The sequence below is a fragment of the Ramlibacter alkalitolerans genome (assembly GCF_016722765.1).
In the GTDB taxonomy this organism is placed as follows: domain Bacteria; phylum Pseudomonadota; class Gammaproteobacteria; order Burkholderiales; family Burkholderiaceae_C; genus Ramlibacter; species Ramlibacter alkalitolerans.
Window position 1 is genome coordinate 61,026 of the sequence record NZ_JAEQND010000002.1, and the last position, 17,263, is coordinate 78,288.

The following is a 17,263-nucleotide window of genomic DNA, read 5'->3' on the forward strand; positions in this document are numbered from 1 at the left end:
TTGGTATCGTTCTTGCGTCGAACCGTTTCGAGCAGGAGCAGTCCATGATCCCCATTCCGAAGATCGCGGCCGCGGCGCTGGCCGCGGCCCTGATCGCCGTTGCGCCCGCCTGGGCCGGCAAGAAGGCCGACACGCTGGAGATGGCGTACGACCAGGCGCCGGAAAGCGTCGACCCGTACTTCAACAACGTGCGCATCGGCGTGATCCTCACGGCCAACGTGTGGGACACGCTGCTCTATCGCGACCCCGTGACGCACGAATACAAGGGGCAACTTGCGAAGAGCTGGAAGCAGGTCGACGACCGCACGCTCGAATTCGAGCTGCGTCAGGGCATCAAGTTCCACAACGGCGAGGACTTCGACGCCGACTCCGTCGTCTTCACCCTCAGCTTCGTGGCGGACCCGGCCAACAAGGCCGTGACGCAGCAGAACGTGCAGTGGATCCAGCGCGTCGAGAAGGTGGACAAGTACAAGGTGCGCGTGATCAGCAAGGAGCCGTTCCCGGCCGCCAAGGACTATCTCGCCACCACCCTGGCGATCCTTCCCGCGAAGTACTACAAGGAAGTCGGTCCCAAGGGCATGAACGCCAAGCCGGTGGGCTCCGGCCCTTACAAGGTCGTCGAGCACGTCCCGGGCAAGTCGATCACGCTCGAGAAGTTCGACGGCTACTTCAAGGAGTCGCCGCGCACCCAGCCCAAGATCGGCAAGGTGCGCATCCGCTTCATCCCGGACCGCCAGACGCAGATGGCCGAAGTGCTCTCCGGCGGCGAGGACTTCATCATGCACGTGCCCAAGGACCAGGCCGAGAAGCTGCAGGCGGTGCCGCACCTGCAGGTGGTCAGCGGCAACACGATGCGCATCGTGTTCCTGCAGATGAACACGCTCGACGGCTCGCCGGCGCCGCAGCTGAAGGATCCGCGCGTGCGCAAGGCGATCGCCCATGCCATCGACCGCGAGGCCATCGTGAAGAACATCGTCGGCGGCGGTGCCGAGATCCTGCAGACCATCTGCACGCCGTCCCAGGTGGGCTGCACGCACGAAGGCGCGCCGGTCTACAAGTACGACCCCGCCCTGGCGAAGAAGCTGCTGGCCGAAGCGGGCTTCCCGAACGGCTTCGAGGTGGACATCCACGCCTACCGCGAGCGCAACCAGACGGAGGCGATCATCAACTACCTGCAGGCCGTCGGCATCAAGGCGAAGCTGAACTTCCTGCAGTACGCGGCGATGCGGGACCAGGTGCGCGGCAACAAGGCGGCGCTGGTGCACCAGACCTGGGGCTCCAACCTGGTGAACGACGCCTCCGCTTCCACGCCGGTCTACTACGGCGGCGGCGCGGACGACATCACGCGCAATGCGCAGGTCAAGGAACTGCTGGACAAGGCCGACCACACGGTCGATGCGAAGGTGCGCAACGAGACCTACAAGAAGGCCCTGACGCTGATCGCCGAGAACGCGTATTCGGTGCCGCTGTGGTCGCTGCCGGTCTACTACGTGGCGAACAAGGAAGTGAACTTCCGCGCCTACTCCGACGAGCTGCCCCGCTTCTGGGAGATGAGCTGGAAGTGAGCTGATGCTGTTCTACCTGCTCAAGCGCCTCGGCCTCGCGGTGCTGGTGGCGCTGACCGTCTCCTTCCTCGCCTACCTGCTGGTCTTCGTCTCCGGCGATCCCGCCGTGGCGCTGGCGGGCGAGGGCGCGCGGGCGGCCGACATCGAGATGGTGCGCAAGACCTACGGCTTCGACCGGCCGATCGCCGTGCAGTACGGGGACTGGCTGGCGAAGCTGTTGCGCGGCGACCTCGGCACCTCGGTGTACTTCAAGACCGAGGTCGCGCCGCTGGTGGCGCAGAAGCTGCAGACGACCATGATCCTCGGCGCGGCCTCGCTGGCCGTGGCGCTGCTGATCTCGGTGCCGCTGGGCGTGCTGGCGGCGATCTGGCGCCAGAGCTGGGTCGACCGCCTATGCCTCGGGGTCGCCGTGCTGGGGCAGGCGCTGCCCAACTTCTTCTTCGCCTTGCTGCTGATGATGCTGTTCTCCATCACCTGGCGCATCCTGCCGGTCTCGGGCAGCGGGAGCTGGCAGCACTTCGTCATGCCGGCGCTGGCGCTCGGCTACTACGCGGCGCCGGCGTTCATGCGGCTGATCCGCGCCGGCATGATCGAGGTGCTGGATGCCGACTACATCCGCACCGCCCGCGCCAAGGGCCTGCCGCCGGCGACGGTGATCTTCAAGCACGCGCTGCGCAATGCGATCGTGCCGGTCGTCGCGCTGGCGGCGGTGCAGCTCGGCTTCCTGCTCGGGGGCTCGGTGGTGATCGAGACCATCTTCGCGCTCGACGGGCTGGGCTACCTGGCCTTCCAGAGCATCAGCAACAAGGACCTGCCCGTGATGCAGGTCATCGTGCTGCTGCTGTCCGTGATCTACGTGGTGCTCACGCTCGCGGCCGACATGGCCAACGCGTGGCTCGACCCGCGCATCCGGGTGGCCTGATGTCGGCGCAGTTGCCCATCGAGGTCGCGGACCTGCCGCCGGTGCGGATCGCGCCGGCGCCACCCTCCGCGCTGCGCCGCCTGCTCGCCAGCAAGGCCCTGGTCGTCGGCGGCGGCCTGCTGCTCGCGATCGTGCTGCTGGCCATCTTCGCGCCGCTGTTCGCGCCCTACGACCCGTACGTGCAGGACCTCGCGAACCGCACGGTGCCGCCGGTGTGGATGGCGCAGGGCACGTGGAGCCATCCGCTTGGCACCGATGCGCTCGGGCGCGACTACCTGTCGCGGCTGATCTTCGGCGCCCGGATCTCGCTGCTGATCGGCGCCAGCGTGGCGCTGATCTCGGGCGTGATCGGCACCACCCTCGGTCTTGCCGCGGGCTACTTCGGCGGCCGCACCGACATGCTCGTGTCCTTCCTCGTGACGACGCGGCTGGCCATGCCCGTGATCCTGGTGGCGCTGGCGACGGTCGCCCTGGTCGGAGGATCGCTCTGGGTGGTGATCCTGGTGCTGGGCCTGCTGAAGTGGGACCGCTTCGCCGTGGTCATGCGCAGTGCGACGCAGCAGGTGCGCTCGCTCGAATACGTCGAGGCGGCGCGGGCGGCCGGTGCATCGACGGCCCGCATCATCGCGCTGGAAGTGCTGCCCAACGTGCTGCCGCACCTGATCGTCGTCGCCTCCCTGGAGGCCGCCAGCGCCATCCTGCTGGAGGCCTCGCTGTCCTTCCTCGGCCTGGGCGTGCAGCCGCCGCTGCCGTCGTGGGGCCTGATGATCTCGGAGGCCAAGGCCTACATGTTCTTCTCGTTCTGGCTGATCGCGATCCCGGGCAGCGCGCTGGCGCTGCTGATCTTCGCGATCAACCTCGCCGGCGACGGCCTGCACCAGGTGATGATGCCCCATGAGCGCAGCTGAAGCGCCCCTCGTCCTCGACGTGCAGGGGCTGCACGTCGACATCCGCACGGCGGCCGGCGTGGTCCACCCGGTGCGCGACGTCTCGCTGCAGGTGCGCCGCGGCGAGACGCTTTGCGTCGTGGGCGAGTCCGGCTGCGGCAAGTCGATGACCTCGCTGGCCCTCATGGGCCTGCTGCCCCGCGCCGCGACGCGACGCGCGCGCACCATGGACTTCCTCGGCGAGGACCTGGGCCGGGCCGACGCGAAGCGCATGAACGCGCTGCGCGGCGACCGCATCGCCATGGTGTTCCAGGAGCCGATGACGGCGCTCAATCCGGCCTACACCATCGGCGAGCAGCTGACCGAACACTACCGCCATCATCGCGACGCGAGTCCGGCGCAGGCGCGCGAGCGCGCCGTCGAACTGCTGGAAAAGGTGGGCATCGCTTCGGCCGGCGAGCGGCTGCGCCAGTATCCGCACCAGCTCTCCGGCGGGCTGCGCCAGCGCGTGATGATCGCGATGGCGCTGATGTGCGGACCCGAACTGCTGATCGCCGACGAGCCGAGCACGGCGCTGGACGTCACCATCCAGGCGCAGATCCTGCGGCTGCTGGCGGACCTGCAGAAGGAACTGGGCATCGCGATGGTGCTGATCACGCACGATCTCGGCGTGGTGGCGCGCATCGCCGACCGGGTGGCCGTGATGTACGCGGGCCAGGTGGTGGAAGAGGGCACCGCGGCGGAGATCTTCGCGCGGCCGCAGCACCCCTACACGCGCGGCCTGCTCGCCTGCATCCCGGTGCCGGGCCGCACCGAACCCGGCAGCCGGCTCGGGAGCATCCCGGGCGTGGTGCCCTCGCTGGCCGGTGAACTGCGCGGCTGCACCTTCCGCGAGCGCTGCCCGCAGGCCACGGCAGCGTGCACGCAGGCCATCGCGCTGCGCGATGCCGGGGCCGGGCGCCGCTGGCGCTGCATCCTGGAAACCGAGGCGGTGCCGGCATGAATGCCTTGATCCGGACCGAAGGCCTGCAGCGCAGCTTCAGCGTCAACGCCGGCCTGTTCCGCCCGCGCCGCCTGCTGCATGCCGTCAACGGCGTCGACATCGGCGTGGAGCGTGGCGACGTGCTGGGCATCGTCGGCGAGTCGGGCTGCGGCAAGTCGACGCTGGCGCGCATGCTGCTGGGGCTGACGCCGCCCACGGCGGGCAGCATCTTCCTCGAGGGCCAGGACGTCGCGACGATGGACCGCCGCGCGCTGGCACGGCGCGTGCAGCCGGTGTTCCAGGACCCGTACTCGTCGCTCAATCCGCGCCGCACCGTGGCGTCCATCGTCGCCTTTCCGCTCGACGTGCACGAGATCGGCACCCGCGCGCAGCGCCGGACGCAGGCGATCGACATGCTCGAACGCGTGGGGCTGCCGGCGCGCTACGCCGACCTCACGCCGGGGCAGCTGTCCGGCGGCCAGCGGCAGCGCGTGGCGATCGCGCGGGCGCTGGTGATGAAGCCGGAGATCGTGGTCTGCGACGAGCCGACCTCCGCGCTCGACGTCTCCGTGCAGGCGCAGATCCTCAACCTGCTGCTCGACCTGCGGCAGGAATTCAAGCTCACGTACGTGTTCATCAGCCACAACCTCGCGGTGGTGGAACACATCGCCACCAAATTGGCCGTGATGTACCTCGGGCGGGTCGTCGAGTTCACCGACACCCGCACGCTGTTCGCGCGGCCACGGCACCCCTACACGCAGGCGCTGCTCGCCTCGGTCCTGACGCCGGACACCACGCTGGGCATCCCGGACACGGGCCTGGGCCTCGCCTTTCCCGATCCGCTGCATCCGCCTTCGGGCTGCGCCTTCCATCCACGCTGCCCGCGCCGCTTCGCCGGTTGCGATCGCGAGCTGCCGCCGCTGCGCGCGAGCGGCGATGCGCAGGTCGCGTGCCACCTGTTCTCGCCCCAGGAAACGACCACCCCATGAAATCCCGCGACGCCGCGCTCGAACGCGCCCGCAACAGCTTCGACAGCGGCGAATTCCGCGCCACGCTGGCCCGCCGCATCGCGGTGCCGACCGAAAGCCAGAACCCGGAGCGCGGCGCCGCGCTGCGCCAGTACCTGGACGAGGAGATCGCCCCCGCGTTCGCGTCCATGGGGTTCGCCTGCCGCGTGCTGGAGCACGAGAAGGCGAAAGCGCCGTTCCTGCTGGCCGAGCGGATCGAGTCGCCCGATGCCACGACGGTCCTCGGATACGGCCACGGCGACGTGATCCGCGGCCTCGACCGCGAATGGCACGAGGGCCTGTCGCCCTGGGCGCTCACGCAGAAGGACGAGCGATGGTACGGCCGCGGCATCGCGGACAACAAGGGCCAGCACAGCGTCAACATGGAGGCGATGCGGCACGTGATCGCCACCCGCGGCCGGCTCGGTTTCAACGCCAAGTTCCTGGTCGAGATGGGCGAGGAGACCGGCTCGCCCGGGCTGCGCGAGCTGTGCACCGAGCAGCGCGAAGCCTTGCGGGCGGACCTGCTGATCGCCTCCGACGGTCCGCGGCTGCGCGCCGAGCGGCCGACCGTGTTCCTGGGCTCGCGCGGCAGCATGAACTTCGATCTCACGATCGAGGCGCGCGCCGGCGGCCACCACTCCGGCAACTGGGGCGGCCTGATCTCCAACCCGGGCATCCAGCTGGCGCATGCGATCGCCAGCATCTCCTCGCCCACGGGGCAGATCCGCATCCCCGAATGGGTGCCCGCGGAACTGCCCGCCTCGGTGCGGCGCGTGCTGGCCGATTGCGAGGTCGACGGCGGCACGGACGGCCCGCAGATCGAACCCTGGTGGGGCGAGCCGGGCCTGACGCCGGCCGAGCGCGTGTACGGCTGGTGCAGCTTCGAGGTGCTGGCCTTCAAGACCGGCAACCCCGAGACGCCGGTGAACGCGATCCCGCCGCGCGCCTGGGCCCGCTGCCAGTTGCGCTTCGTGGTTGGCGTCGACCCCGAGCAGATCCTGCCGGCGCTGCGCCGCCACCTCGATCGCCACGGCTTCGGCATGGTGAAGATCGCCACCACCCGCGAAACCTTCTTCAACGCCACGCGCATCGACCCGGACGACGCGTGGGTGCAATGGGCCGTCGCTTCGCTGGCGCGCACCACCGGCAAGACGCCCGCGGTGCTGCCCAACCTGGGCGGCTCGCTGCCCAACGACATCTTCACCGACGTGCTCGGCTTGCGCACGATCTGGGTCCCGCACTCCTATGCCGGCTGCTCGCAGCACGCGCCCAACGAGCATCTGCCGCCGCAGTTGCTGCGCGAAGGGCTCGAGGTGATGACGGGCCTGTACTGGGACCTGGGGTCCGGCGAGACGCCCTGAGAGGCGGCGGCGCGGTTGCTCCGGCCTACAGGCTCGGTAGCGACTCCGCCGCGCCCGGCCCGGCGCCCGCGTCCTCGCCGTCCTCCGGCACGGGTGCCGCTGCGGCCGGCGCCGGCTCGCGTTCACCGATCTGCTGGCGCCACATGGCGTAGTAGAGGCCCTTGAGCGCCACCAGTTCCGCGTGCGTGCCGCTCTCCACCACGCGGCCCTTCTCCAGCACGTAGATCGCGTCCGCGTGCAGCACGGTCGACAGCCGGTGCGCGATCAGCAGCGTGATCTGGGTGCGCTCCTCGGAGACCCGGCGCACCGTCTCGGTCACCTGCTGTTCGGTCAGCGAATCCAGGGCGGAGGTGGCCTCGTCGAACACCAGCAGGCGCGGCTCGCGCAGCAGCGCCCGCGCGATCGACAGCCGCTGGCGCTCGCCGCCCGAGAGCTTGGTGCCACCCTCGCCGATGAGGGTGTCCAGCCCCTGCGGCAGGCGGGCCAGCAGCGCCGTGCACTGCGCGTGCTCCAGCGCCGCCAGGATGCGGTCGTCCGTCGCGTCGGGGCGCACGAACAGCATGTTCTCGCGCACCGTGCCGGCGAACAGGCTGGTTTCCTGCGTCACGTAGCCGACCTGCCGGCGCGCCTCGTTGTAGCGCAGCTTGCGGGTGCTGACCTCGTTGAAATAGACCTCGCCGGACGCCGGCCGGTACAGGCCCAGGAGCAGTTTCACCAGCGTCGACTTGCCCGAGCCGGACGGGCCGACGAAGGCGATGGTGTCGCCCCGGCGGGCCGAGAAACTGACGTCGTCCAGCGCGTTCTCGCGGGCGCCGCGATGGCGGAACACCACGTGCTCGAAGCGCAGCGACTCGACGGGTCCGACGTGCACCGCGTCCCGGGGGCGCTGGTCGATCGGCTTGGCCATCAGCTCGGCGAAGTTGGCCATCGAGGAACTCGCCTCGCGCCAGGCCAGGATGATCGTGCCCAGTTCCTGCAGCGGCGCCAGGATGCCGACCGAGATGAACTGCATCGCGATCAGCTCGCCGGTGGACAGGACGTTGCGGAAGATCAGCCACAGCAGCGTGAACAGCACCGAGAGCTTCAGCAGGCTCAGCGTCGAACCCTGCAGGAAGCTGAGCCAGCGGATGCGGCGCACCTTGGCCATCTCGAGGTCGAAGATCACCTGGGTCTGGGCCTCCAGCCGCCGGATCTCGCGGAAGGTCAGGCCCAGGCTCTTGATCAGGGCGACGTTGCGCAGGCTCTCGGTGATGAAGCCGGCGTTGCGCGTGGTCTCGCGATTGAGCGCGCGCTGCTGGCTGCGGATCTGCCGGCTCAGGAGCCCGGACAGGCCGCCCAGCACCAGCAGGCCGACCAGGAACACCGGCACCAGCAGCCAGCTCCGCGTGACCGCGTACCAGAGCAGGAAGCCCAGGCCCACCAGTGAGGCGAACAGCACGTTGATGAAGGCGTTGATGAAGCGCTCGGTGTCGCGCCGCACGCGCAGCAGCAGGGACAGCGTCTCGCCGCTGCTCTGGTCCTCGAACTCCTGGTAGCGCAGGCGCAGCGTCTGCCGCAGTCCGTCGTTGAAGATCTGGGTGCCGAAGCGCTGCACCACCAGGCGCACGACGTAGTCCTGCATCGCCCGGCAGGCCCGCGAGCCGATGGCGACGGCCACCGCCAGCGCCAGCAGCCGCAAGGCCCCGTGCACCAGTTCGTCGTCGCTCTTGACGTTGCGCTGGTTGGCATAGCCGTCGACCAGCCAGCCGAAGATGATCGGGTCGACCAGCGCCAGCACCTGGCTCACGGCGGCCAGCAGCAGCGCCAGCGCCGCCAGCCGGCGCTGCGGCTTCAGGTACTTGCGCAGCAGGTTCATTCCCGGCTCCCGAGCCGCCGAACCGCGCGGCGCCTCACGCCGTGCGGTCTTCCTGCAGGCCCAGCTCGCTCTTCATGGCATCGCGGATCCTGAACTTCTGGATCTTGCCGGTGACCGTCATCGGGAACGCGTCGACGAAGTGGATGTAGCGCGGGATCTTGTAGTGCGCGATCTGGCCGCTGCAGAAGGCGCGCACGTCCTCCTCGCCCAGGGCCTGGCCGGGCTTGCGGATGATCCAGGCGCAGAGTTCCTCGCCGTACTTGCGATCGGGCACGCCGACCACCTGCACGTCCTGCACCTGCGGCATGCGGTAGAGGAATTCCTCGATCTCGCGCGGGTAGATGTTCTCGCCGCCGCGGATCACCATGTCCTTGATGCGGCCCACGATGTTGACGTAGCCCTCGTCGTCCATGGTCGCGAGGTCGCCGGTGTGCATCCAGCCCTCGCCGTCGATGGCCTCGCCGGTCTTCTCCGCGTCTTCCCAGTAACCGAGCATCACCGAGTAGCCGCGCGTGCACAGTTCGCCGCGCTCGCCGGTGGCCAGCGTTTCGCCGGTGGCCGGGTCGACGATCTTCACTTCCAGGTGCGGCTGCACCTGGCCCACGGTGGACACGCGCCTGTCCAGCGGCGTGTCGGTGCTGCTCTGGCAGCTCACCGGGCTGGTCTCCGTCATGCCGTAGGCGATGGTGACCTCGCCCATGTGCATCTCGCTCACCACCCGCTTCATCACCTCGATCGGGCACGGCGAGCCGGCCATGATGCCCGTGCGCAGCGACGACAGGTCGAACTCGCGGAAGCGCGGGTGATCGAGTTCGGCGATGAACATCGTGGGCACGCCGTGCAGCCCGGTGCAGCGCTCCGCCTGCACCGTCTCCAGCACCGCCAGCGGATCGAAGGCATCGTTCGGGTAGACGATGGTCGAACCGTGCGTGAGGCAGGCGAGGTTGCCCAGCACCATGCCGAAGCAGTGGTACAGCGGCACCGGGATGCACAGGCGATCGGCCGGCGTGAGCTTCATCGCCTCGCCGATGAAGAAGCCGTTGTTCAGGATGTTGCGGTGGGTGAGCGTCGCGCCCTTCGGGAAGCCCGTGGTGCCGCTGGTGAACTGGATGTTGATCGCGTCGGTGGGCGCGAGCGTGGCCGCGATCGCGTCGAGGCGCGGATCGTCCGGGTTGCCGCGCGCCAGCAGTTCGGAAAAGCGCAGCATGCCCGGCTGCTCCTCGCCCCGGCCGGCCTCGTCGATCCACACCGTGTGCCGCAACTGCGGCAGCTTCGCGGGGCCCAGCTCGCGCAGCATGCCCAGGTAGTCGCTGGTCTTGAAGCGGGCCATCGTGACCAGCGCCTGGCAGCCGACCTTGTTCAGCGCGTATTCCAGTTCCGCCGTGCGGTAGGCGGGATTGATGTTCACCAGGACCAGGCCGACCTGCGCGGTGGCGATCTGCATCAGCACCCACTCGGCGTTGTTGTGCGACCAGATGCCGATGCGGTCGCCCTTCTGCAGCCCGAGCCCGAGCAGCGCGCTGGCCAGCTGGCGGGCGGCCTGCTGCAGCTGCGCGTAGCTGTAGCGGCGGTCCTGGTGCCGGCTCACCAGCGCCGGATGCCCCGGCTGGCGCTGCACCATGGCGGCCAGGAAGGCCGGCAGGGTCTGTTCGATCAGCGGCGTGCCGGTGGCACCCCGCGCGTGGGCAACACCCGATTCGATGAGCATGTCCTCGTCTCCGGAAAGCAAGCGCAGCCCGCCAGCATAGGCGCCCGGAGGCCCCGGAGGGTCGCCGGCCGGGTAGCAAATCGTGCCAGCCCGGCTTCGCAACACCCGGCGCGCGCTCGCGCGCAGAATACGCCGACAGGAGCAAGCCAGGCACGGGCGCGGTTCGCCCGGCGGGCTTTCCATGCTTGCACATCTCCAGGGCAGTCCACGATGAGTTCCACGCCGGCCTCCACGCTACTCGAACACTTCGGCCTCACCGCCACCGCCGCCGCCGCGGGCGGTGAACTGGGCGTCCACTCGCCCATCGACGGCGCCGGGATCGCGCGCCTGCGCACGCACAGCCGCGACGAGGTGGTGCAGGCCGTCGCGCGCTCGCGCGAGGCCTTCCTCGCCTGGCGCAGCGTGCCGGCGCCGCAGCGCGGCGAGCTGATCCGCCTGTTCGGCGAGGAACTGCGGGCCGACAAGGAATCGCTGGGGCGCCTGGTCTCCATCGAGACCGGCAAGATCCTTTCCGAGGGCCTGGGCGAGGTCCAGGAGATGATCGACATCTGCGACTTCGCCGTCGGCCTGTCGCGCCAGCTGTATGGCCTGACGATCGCCTCGGAGCGCCCGGCGCATCGCATGATGGAAACCTGGCATCCGCTGGGGGTGGTCGGTGTGATCAGCGCCTTCAATTTCCCCGCGGCCGTGTGGTCGTGGAACTTCGCGCTGGCCGTCGTGTGCGGCGATCCGGTGGTGTGGAAGCCGTCCGAGAAGACGCCGCTGACCGCGCTGGCCTGCCAGGCGGTCTTCGCACGCGCCGCCAAGCGCTTCGGGGCTGCGCCGGAGGGACTCTCGCAGGTCGTCATCGGCCCGCGCGACATCGGCGAAGTGCTGGTCGACGACGAGCGCGTGGCCCTGCTGTCCGCCACCGGCAGCACGCGCATGGGCCGCGAAGTCGGGCCGCGGGTGGCACGCCGCTTCGGGCGCTGCCTGCTGGAGCTGGGCGGCAACAACGCCGTGATCGTCACGCCCTCCGCGGATCTCGACCTGGTCGTGCGCGGCGTCGCGTTCGCGGCCGCCGGAACCTGCGGCCAGCGCTGCACCACCACGCGGCGGCTGATCGTGCATGCGAGCGTGAAGGACGCGCTGCTGGCGCGCCTGAAGAAGGCGTACGCGGCGCTGCCGATCGGCAATCCCCTGGAGCCGGGCGTGCTGGTCGGCCCGTTGATCGACGGCGCCAGCTTCCAGGCGATGCAGGCGGCACTGCGGTCCGCGCAGGACGAGGGCGGGAAGGTCGCGGGCGGCGAGCGCCTGCTGCAGGACAAGTATCCGTCCGCCTTCTACGTGCGGCCGGCGCTGGTCGAGATGCCGGCGCAGACGCAGACGGTGCGGCGCGAGACCTTCGCGCCCATCCTCTACGTGCTGGCCTACGAGGACTTCGAGGAGGCGCTGCGGCTGCACAACGACGTGCCGCAGGGGCTCTCGTCCTCGATCTTCGGCAACGACCTGCGCGAGACCGAGCTGTTCCTGTCGGCGCGCGGCTCCGACTGCGGCATCGCGAACGTCAACATCGGAACTTCCGGGGCCGAGATCGGCGGCGCCTTCGGCGGCGAGAAGGAGACGGGCGGCGGCCGCGAGTCGGGCTCGGACGCCTGGAAGAACTACATGCGCCGCGCGACCAACACGATCAACTACTCGCGCGAGCTTCCGCTGGCCCAGGGTGTGCGTTTCGACGTCTGAGGGATTGCCGATGAAAGTCGCACTGCTGGGCGCCGGCCACATCGGACAGCGCATCGCGCGCCTGCTGCACGGCAGCGGGGACTACCAGGTCACGGTGTTCGACCAGAACGCGCGCGCGCTCGCCGAGCTGGCGGCCGAAGGCATCGCCACGCACGTTGCCGGCGACGCGATCGAGTCCATCCGGGCGGCCCTGCCCGGGCAGCAGGTGATGGTGAACGCGCTGCCCTACCACCTCGCCATTCCGGCGGCGCGCATGGCGCTGCAGGCTGGGTGCCACTACTTCGACCTCACGGAGGACGTCGCGGCAACGCGGGAAATCAAGGAGATGGCAGCCGGCGCGCGCACCCTCTTCATGCCGCAGTGCGGGCTGGCGCCGGGCTTCATCGGCATCGTGGCGCATCACCTCGCGCAGTCCTTCGACACCCTGCAGGAAGTGAAGATGCGCGTCGGCGCGCTGCCGGAGTTCCCCACCAACGCGCTGAAGTACAACCTGACGTGGAGCGTCGACGGCCTGATCAACGAGTACTGCCACCCGTGCGAGGCCATCCGCGACGGCAAGGCCATCGAGGTCCTGCCGCTCGAGGGCCTGGAGCACTTCTCGGTGGACGGCATCGAGTACGAGGCGTTCAACACTTCGGGCGGCCTGGGCACGCTGTGCGAAACGCTGGAAGGACGGGTGCGCAATCTCGACTACAAGACGGTGCGCTATCCGGGCCATCGCAACCTGATGCAGTTCCTGCTGCGCGAGCTGCAGCTGGAGTCGGACCAGGCCACGCTCAAGGACATCCTGCGCCGCTCGATGCCGGCGACCATGCAGGACGTGGTGCTGGTGTTCGTGACCGTGTCGGGCATGAAGAGGGGCTCCTTCCTGCAGGAGGTGTTCGCGCGCAAGATCTTCGCGGAGCGGGCGCGCGACCACCAGCTCTCCGCGATCCAGATCACCACCGCTGCCGGCATCTGCGCGGCGGTGGATCTGTTTCGCGACGGCAAGCTGCCGCAGTCCGGCTTCGCCGCGCAGGAGCAGGTGCGGCTGCCCGACTTCCTGGCCAACCGCTTCGGCTGCGCCTACGAAAAGGCGCGTCAGGTGGAAACGATCTCCTGAGCGGGCTGCCCGGTCGCCCATCGCGCCAGCAGCAAGGTTTCCAGGTCGTGCACGGGGCGGCCGGTGGCCTGTGCGACGGCGTCCCGGTACGGCGGCATGTTGGTGCATTCCAGGACGATGTCGGTGAGCCCCGGGTGGCGCCGGACGAGTTCGAGCGCCGCGGACACGACATCGTGCCGCGCCTGTGCCAGGTCCATCGTGCCGTCGTCGCAGAGGATGCGGCGGTGGAACTCGCAGCCTGGCGCGACACCCTGGACGGGCGTGCCGGCGGGAACGCCGGCGCCTTCGAGCACGGCCGGCGTGAGGGAGGCCGCGGCTATGGTCACGATGCCGGGGCGGCGCAGGCCTTGCACCTGCAGCAGGCTGGAGGTGATGACCGGCACCGCGACCGCGCGCGCCAGGCGGCCCTGCCAGCGCGCCAGGAAGCCGCAGCTGGTGGTCAGAAGGGTTGCACCCTGCCGCTCGAGGTCCACCGCCGCATCGAGGAAGGGCTGCAGCAAAGCGGCGTCCGCGTCCTGCACGACACGGCGCGGCGTTGCGCCCCGCACCACCGCGAAGCGCACGGGAATGCCGGCGCGCCGCCAGGTTTCAGCGTTGCCGATGTCGCCGGGCGGACGCGGAAAACGCGTCTCGAGCATCAGCACGCCGAGGAAGCCGTGGAGGGGAGCGACAGCCATCGTCCCCGCATTCTGGGCCCTTGCAGCGCCCCGGTTGCCGCTGGGACTCTAACTTGCCTGCAGCACGCGGATCAGCGCGTCGATCACGTCGCTGCCGTCCGGCGACTTGATGCGGTACTGCTGCAGCGAGCGCGCCAGGTCCGCCGCACCGAGCACGCGGTAGTCGGACCGGATCAGGATGCCTGCGATCGCGCGCTGCACGTCCACCGACTTGGCCAGCGGGAACAGGCGGGCGATTTCCCGCAGGCTCTCCGGGTCGGCCAGGCGTTGCTGCGCCAGCGTCTCGAGCGCGCGCACCTGGGCACCGGAGGCGGGCATGCGCCCGATGGCAGCGGCCACGGCCCGCAGCTCGCCGGCGTCGGCCAGCGGCCGGTGCCGCAGGTAGACCTGGGCGATGGTGATGTCGTCGGCGTTGGCGCTCGTGACGGCCCGCACCACGCGCGCATGCGCCTCGGCGCTGCCGAGGCAGGCCAGGGCGGCCGCGGGCGCGATCTTGCCGGAGCGCAAGGCGCCGTCGGCCAGCGGCCGCAAGGCGGCGTCCTGGTTGCCCTGCCGGCCGCGCGCGCAAGCCAGATCGACCTCGTCCCTGCCGATGGCGTTGCGGGCGATGCGGTCGGAGATCATGCGCATGAACTCGGCCTGTTCCTGGGCCGGCGAGAGCCAGCCGATGTTCCTGGCGAGCGCCATCATGCGGGTCTGCACCGCCGGTTCGTCGGCGTCGCGCGCGAACGCGAGGTAGCGTTCGCGTGCCGCGCCGTCGCCGGCGATGGAGGCGAAGGCCGCCGCCGTCTCGGGCGCCAGCCGCTGCACCGGCCCGACGGCCGCGGCGAAGCGCTCCAGGTGCCCGAGGAACATCCGCACTTCGGCCATGTCGCGCTGCAGGATCTCGTGCAGGAAGGCGACCTTCTGCGCCGGCGAGAGCCGGTCGTCGACGAAGTGGCAGGCATCGCTGCGCAGGCTCGCCTGCGATTCACCGTCGGTGAGGCCGGAGGTGAACGTCATCGAGCTGGGCGCGAACAGGCCCAGCAGCTTCGCGCTCACCTGCCCGCCGCCGACCTCGCCCGCAGGCGCCGTCTGGAAATAGCGATCGAGCAGGGGGCCCGCATACCGGCCGAGAGGCGCCTTGGACGAGAAGCCGTAGATCACCGGCACGTTGCGGAAGATGTGCCGCATGCGGTCGCGGTTGCTCTCGGCGTGCTTCTCGCCCAGCAGCGCGGAAAGCCGTGCTGCGTCGGCTGGCGCGTTGCCGGAGCGCAGCAGCGCGCGCACGATCTCGGCCGAGGCCGTCTGGCGCGGCTCCGGCTTCAGCGTGTTGCAGCCGAAGAGGTAGACCTCCTTGAGCTGCGCGAACACGCCGGGGCAGGAGTCGCTGCAGGAGGCGCGCTCCATCTCCTCGACCGACAGGTACTCGCTCGCGTCGTAGCGGTCGGTGTAGAACTCCTCGCCGCCGTCGAAGTGACCGGAGATGATCAGTGCATCGCAGGAGACGTGCTGCTGGCAGGCCGACGCCAGCCAGTCCGGCCGGCCGCGCTCGACCAGCTCGACGAACTGGTAGTCGCCGGGGGGCAGGTGGCGGCGGAAGGTTTCCTTCTCGTCCGGCGAATTGACCGTGATCGTGCACACGGTCTTGGGGGCGGCGCCGGCCGCCAGCGGCGCGGCGGCGGCCAGGCAAGCGACCAGGGCCGCGAGCGTGCTGGAGAGGAAGCGGGGGATGGGCATGGCGGGGTACTGCGGAAGCTCTGCGCCGGGTGACGCCGCGAGTATTCCACAGCCCTGCCTTGACGGCCCATCTGTTTCGTAACCGCCGTCCCTGGCCGGATCAGGACAGCTGCAGCCGCTGGATCAGCGCATCGACCATGTTGTCCTGCGGCGACGACTTCAAGCGATATTCACGCAACGTGCGCAGCAGGTCGGCGCCGGTGATGGTGCGCGGATCGGCGCGGATCAGCACGCCGGCGATTGCGTTCTGGACCGGCCAGGAGCGCGTCTTGGCGAACAACTGCTTGAGCGTGTCCACGCTTTCACGATCGGACACGTAGTGGCGCGCCAGCACGTCCAATGCACGGGCCTGCGCTTCCGAGCCCGGCATCGCGGCGATCGCGGCCGTGACGGCGCGCAGTTCCTGCGTATCGGCGATCGGCCGGTGGCGCAGGTAGGTCTGCGCGATGCGCACGTCCTCGTCCGGACCGATCAGTCCCTTGAGCGTGCGCGCGTGCGCCTGTGCATTGCCCATGCACGCGCGGACCGCGGAATGCGCGACGTCCTCGGCGCGGCCGGACGGCAGCGCCGCCTCGTCGAGCGCGCCATCGAGCTCGTGTTCCTTGTTCACCCTGCACGCCAGGTCGACCTCCGTGCCCAGGATGGTCTTGCGCTCCAGCATTTCGGTGAACATGCGAACGAGTTCGTCGCGGCGCTCCTCGCGCGACAGCCAGCCGAGCGCGTGCGCGATGTGGATCATGCGCGAGCGCGTCTGGGGCTCGTCGGCATCGCGCGCGAAGGCGAGATAGCGCTTGCGCGCATCGGTGTCGCGTGCGATGCGCTCCAGCGCCTGTGCAACCTCGGGCTGCTGCCGCGTGGCGGCATCGAGCGCCGCCGTGGAGCGCTCGATCCGGTCGAGCAGCATCCGCGATTCCGCCGTGGGCCGTTGCAGCAGCTCGTGGATCCCATCCAGCCGTTGCGCTTCGGACAGGCGGTCGTCGGCGAACATGCAGACGTCCTGCCGCGTGGCGGCGAGCGAGTCGCCGGCCGTCATGCCGCGCGCTGCCGCCAGGCCCTGCGCGGAGAACTGCCGCAGCAGGCCGCCGCTGGCGCGCCCCTTGCCGACTTCACCGGCACCGGAGGTCTGGAAGAAGCGCGTCAGCGAGCCGGCGGCCACCGGGCCGACCGGCGCCGCCGATGAAAAGCCGTAGATCACCGGCACGTCCTTGAAGACCAGCCGCATGCGGTCGCGGCTGCTTTCGCCACGCTGCGCGATCAGCTGCTGCGCCAGCCGGGCGGCGTCGGCCTGCGTACGGCCTTCGCGCACGAAGCTGCGCACGATCTCCGCCGAAGTGGTGTGCTGCGCATGCGGATTCAGCGTGTCGCAGCCGAAGAGATAGACCTCCTTCAGGTTGGCGAACAGGCTGGGGCACGAGTCCGAGCACGAGACCCGTTCGAGTTCGGCGATCGGCAGGCTTTCGTGGTTCTCCATCACGTCCGAGAAGAACTCGTTGCCCTCGCCGTAGTGGCCGGAGATCACGAGCACGTCGCACGCGACCTTCGCCTGGCAGGCGGAAGCCAGCCAGTCCGAGCGCTTGCGCTCCACCAGTTCCACGAACTCGTACTTGTCCGCGGGCAGGAAGCGCCGGAAGACCTTCTGTTCGTCGGCGGAATTGATCGTGATGGTGCAGACGGTCTGCTTGGCCGCGATCGCGAGCGGCGGCAACAGGCAGGCCGCCAGCAGGCAAAGCATGCGGAGAAAGATCGCCGGCTG

13 protein-coding genes are annotated in these 17,263 nt (G+C 69.8%); 8 read left to right on the forward strand and 5 right to left on the reverse strand.

Annotation, left to right across the window (positions count from 1 at the left end; genetic code table 11):
- The first annotated feature begins 44 nt into the window (after positions 1–44).
- The 6 genes from JI746_RS03250 to JI746_RS03275 are packed head-to-tail and all read left to right on the forward strand — an operon-like array spanning position 45 to position 6,727.
- Positions 45–1,565, forward strand: coding sequence for an ABC transporter substrate-binding protein (locus tag JI746_RS03250; RefSeq protein WP_201687364.1), 1,521 nt, complete (start codon positions 45–47; stop codon positions 1,563–1,565).
- 4 nt (positions 1,566–1,569) lie between these two features.
- Complete coding sequence (locus JI746_RS03255) at positions 1,570–2,487, forward strand: ABC transporter permease (protein WP_201687365.1); 918 nt, start codon at positions 1,570–1,572, stop codon at positions 2,485–2,487.
- Positions 2,487–3,395, forward strand: coding sequence for an ABC transporter permease (locus JI746_RS03260; protein ID WP_201687366.1), 909 nt, complete (start codon positions 2,487–2,489; stop codon positions 3,393–3,395). Before JI746_RS03255 ends, JI746_RS03260 begins: the two co-directional genes overlap by 1 nt.
- Positions 3,382–4,377 carry an ABC transporter ATP-binding protein gene (locus JI746_RS03265; protein ID WP_201687367.1) on the forward strand — a complete coding sequence of 332 codons (996 nt, stop codon included), beginning with the start codon at positions 3,382–3,384 and terminating at the stop codon, positions 4,375–4,377. Before JI746_RS03260 ends, JI746_RS03265 begins: the two co-directional genes overlap by 14 nt.
- Entirely contained in the window at positions 4,374–5,345 is a 972-nt protein-coding gene (locus JI746_RS03270) for an ABC transporter ATP-binding protein (protein ID WP_201687368.1), read from the forward strand. The genes JI746_RS03265 and JI746_RS03270 overlap by 4 nt, the downstream gene beginning before the upstream one ends.
- A complete protein-coding gene (locus tag JI746_RS03275; protein ID WP_201687369.1) occupies positions 5,342–6,727 on the forward strand; it encodes a M20 family metallopeptidase in 1,386 nt (461 codons plus the stop codon). Before JI746_RS03270 ends, JI746_RS03275 begins: the two co-directional genes overlap by 4 nt.
- Before the next feature lie 25 nt (positions 6,728–6,752).
- On the opposite strand, the gene JI746_RS03280 is transcribed toward JI746_RS03275, so the two are convergent.
- Together JI746_RS03280 and JI746_RS03285 are read right to left on the reverse strand one after the other, a co-directional pair.
- Complete coding sequence (locus JI746_RS03280; RefSeq protein ID WP_201687370.1) at positions 6,753–8,582, reverse strand: ABC transporter ATP-binding protein; 1,830 nt, start codon at positions 8,580–8,582, stop codon at positions 6,753–6,755.
- A gap of 34 nt (positions 8,583–8,616) precedes the next feature.
- Complete coding sequence (locus JI746_RS03285) at positions 8,617–10,290, reverse strand: AMP-binding protein (RefSeq protein ID WP_201687371.1); 1,674 nt, start codon at positions 10,288–10,290, stop codon at positions 8,617–8,619.
- A gap of 210 nt (positions 10,291–10,500) precedes the next feature.
- Here JI746_RS03285 and amaB point away from each other — a divergent pair, with 210 nt between their 5' ends.
- On the forward strand, positions 10,501–12,012 hold the full coding sequence (gene amaB / locus JI746_RS03290) for an L-piperidine-6-carboxylate dehydrogenase (RefSeq protein WP_201687372.1): 1,512 nt from the start codon (positions 10,501–10,503) through the stop codon (positions 12,010–12,012).
- Positions 12,013–12,022: 10 nt separating this feature from the next.
- The gene (locus JI746_RS03295; RefSeq protein WP_201687373.1) at positions 12,023–13,114 is read left to right on the forward strand and encodes a saccharopine dehydrogenase family protein; all 1,092 of its coding nucleotides are present in this window, start codon (positions 12,023–12,025) and stop codon (positions 13,112–13,114) included.
- On the opposite strand, the gene JI746_RS03300 is transcribed toward JI746_RS03295, so the two are convergent.
- The 3 genes from JI746_RS03300 to JI746_RS03310 form a co-directional block, all read right to left on the reverse strand.
- The gene (locus JI746_RS03300; RefSeq protein ID WP_201687374.1) at positions 13,093–13,791 is read right to left on the reverse strand and encodes an aspartate/glutamate racemase family protein; all 699 of its coding nucleotides are present in this window, start codon (positions 13,789–13,791) and stop codon (positions 13,093–13,095) included. The genes JI746_RS03295 and JI746_RS03300 overlap by 22 nt on opposite strands.
- 48 nt (positions 13,792–13,839) lie before the next feature.
- Positions 13,840–15,510 (reverse strand): hypothetical protein, encoded by a 1,671-nt coding sequence (locus JI746_RS03305; RefSeq protein ID WP_201687375.1) that lies wholly within the window; start codon positions 15,508–15,510, stop codon positions 13,840–13,842.
- A 100-nt stretch (positions 15,511–15,610) separates the two neighbouring features.
- On the reverse strand, positions 15,611–17,242 hold the full coding sequence (locus JI746_RS03310; protein WP_201687376.1) for a hypothetical protein: 1,632 nt from the start codon (positions 17,240–17,242) through the stop codon (positions 15,611–15,613).
- Between the last annotated feature and the right edge of the window lie 21 nt (positions 17,243–17,263).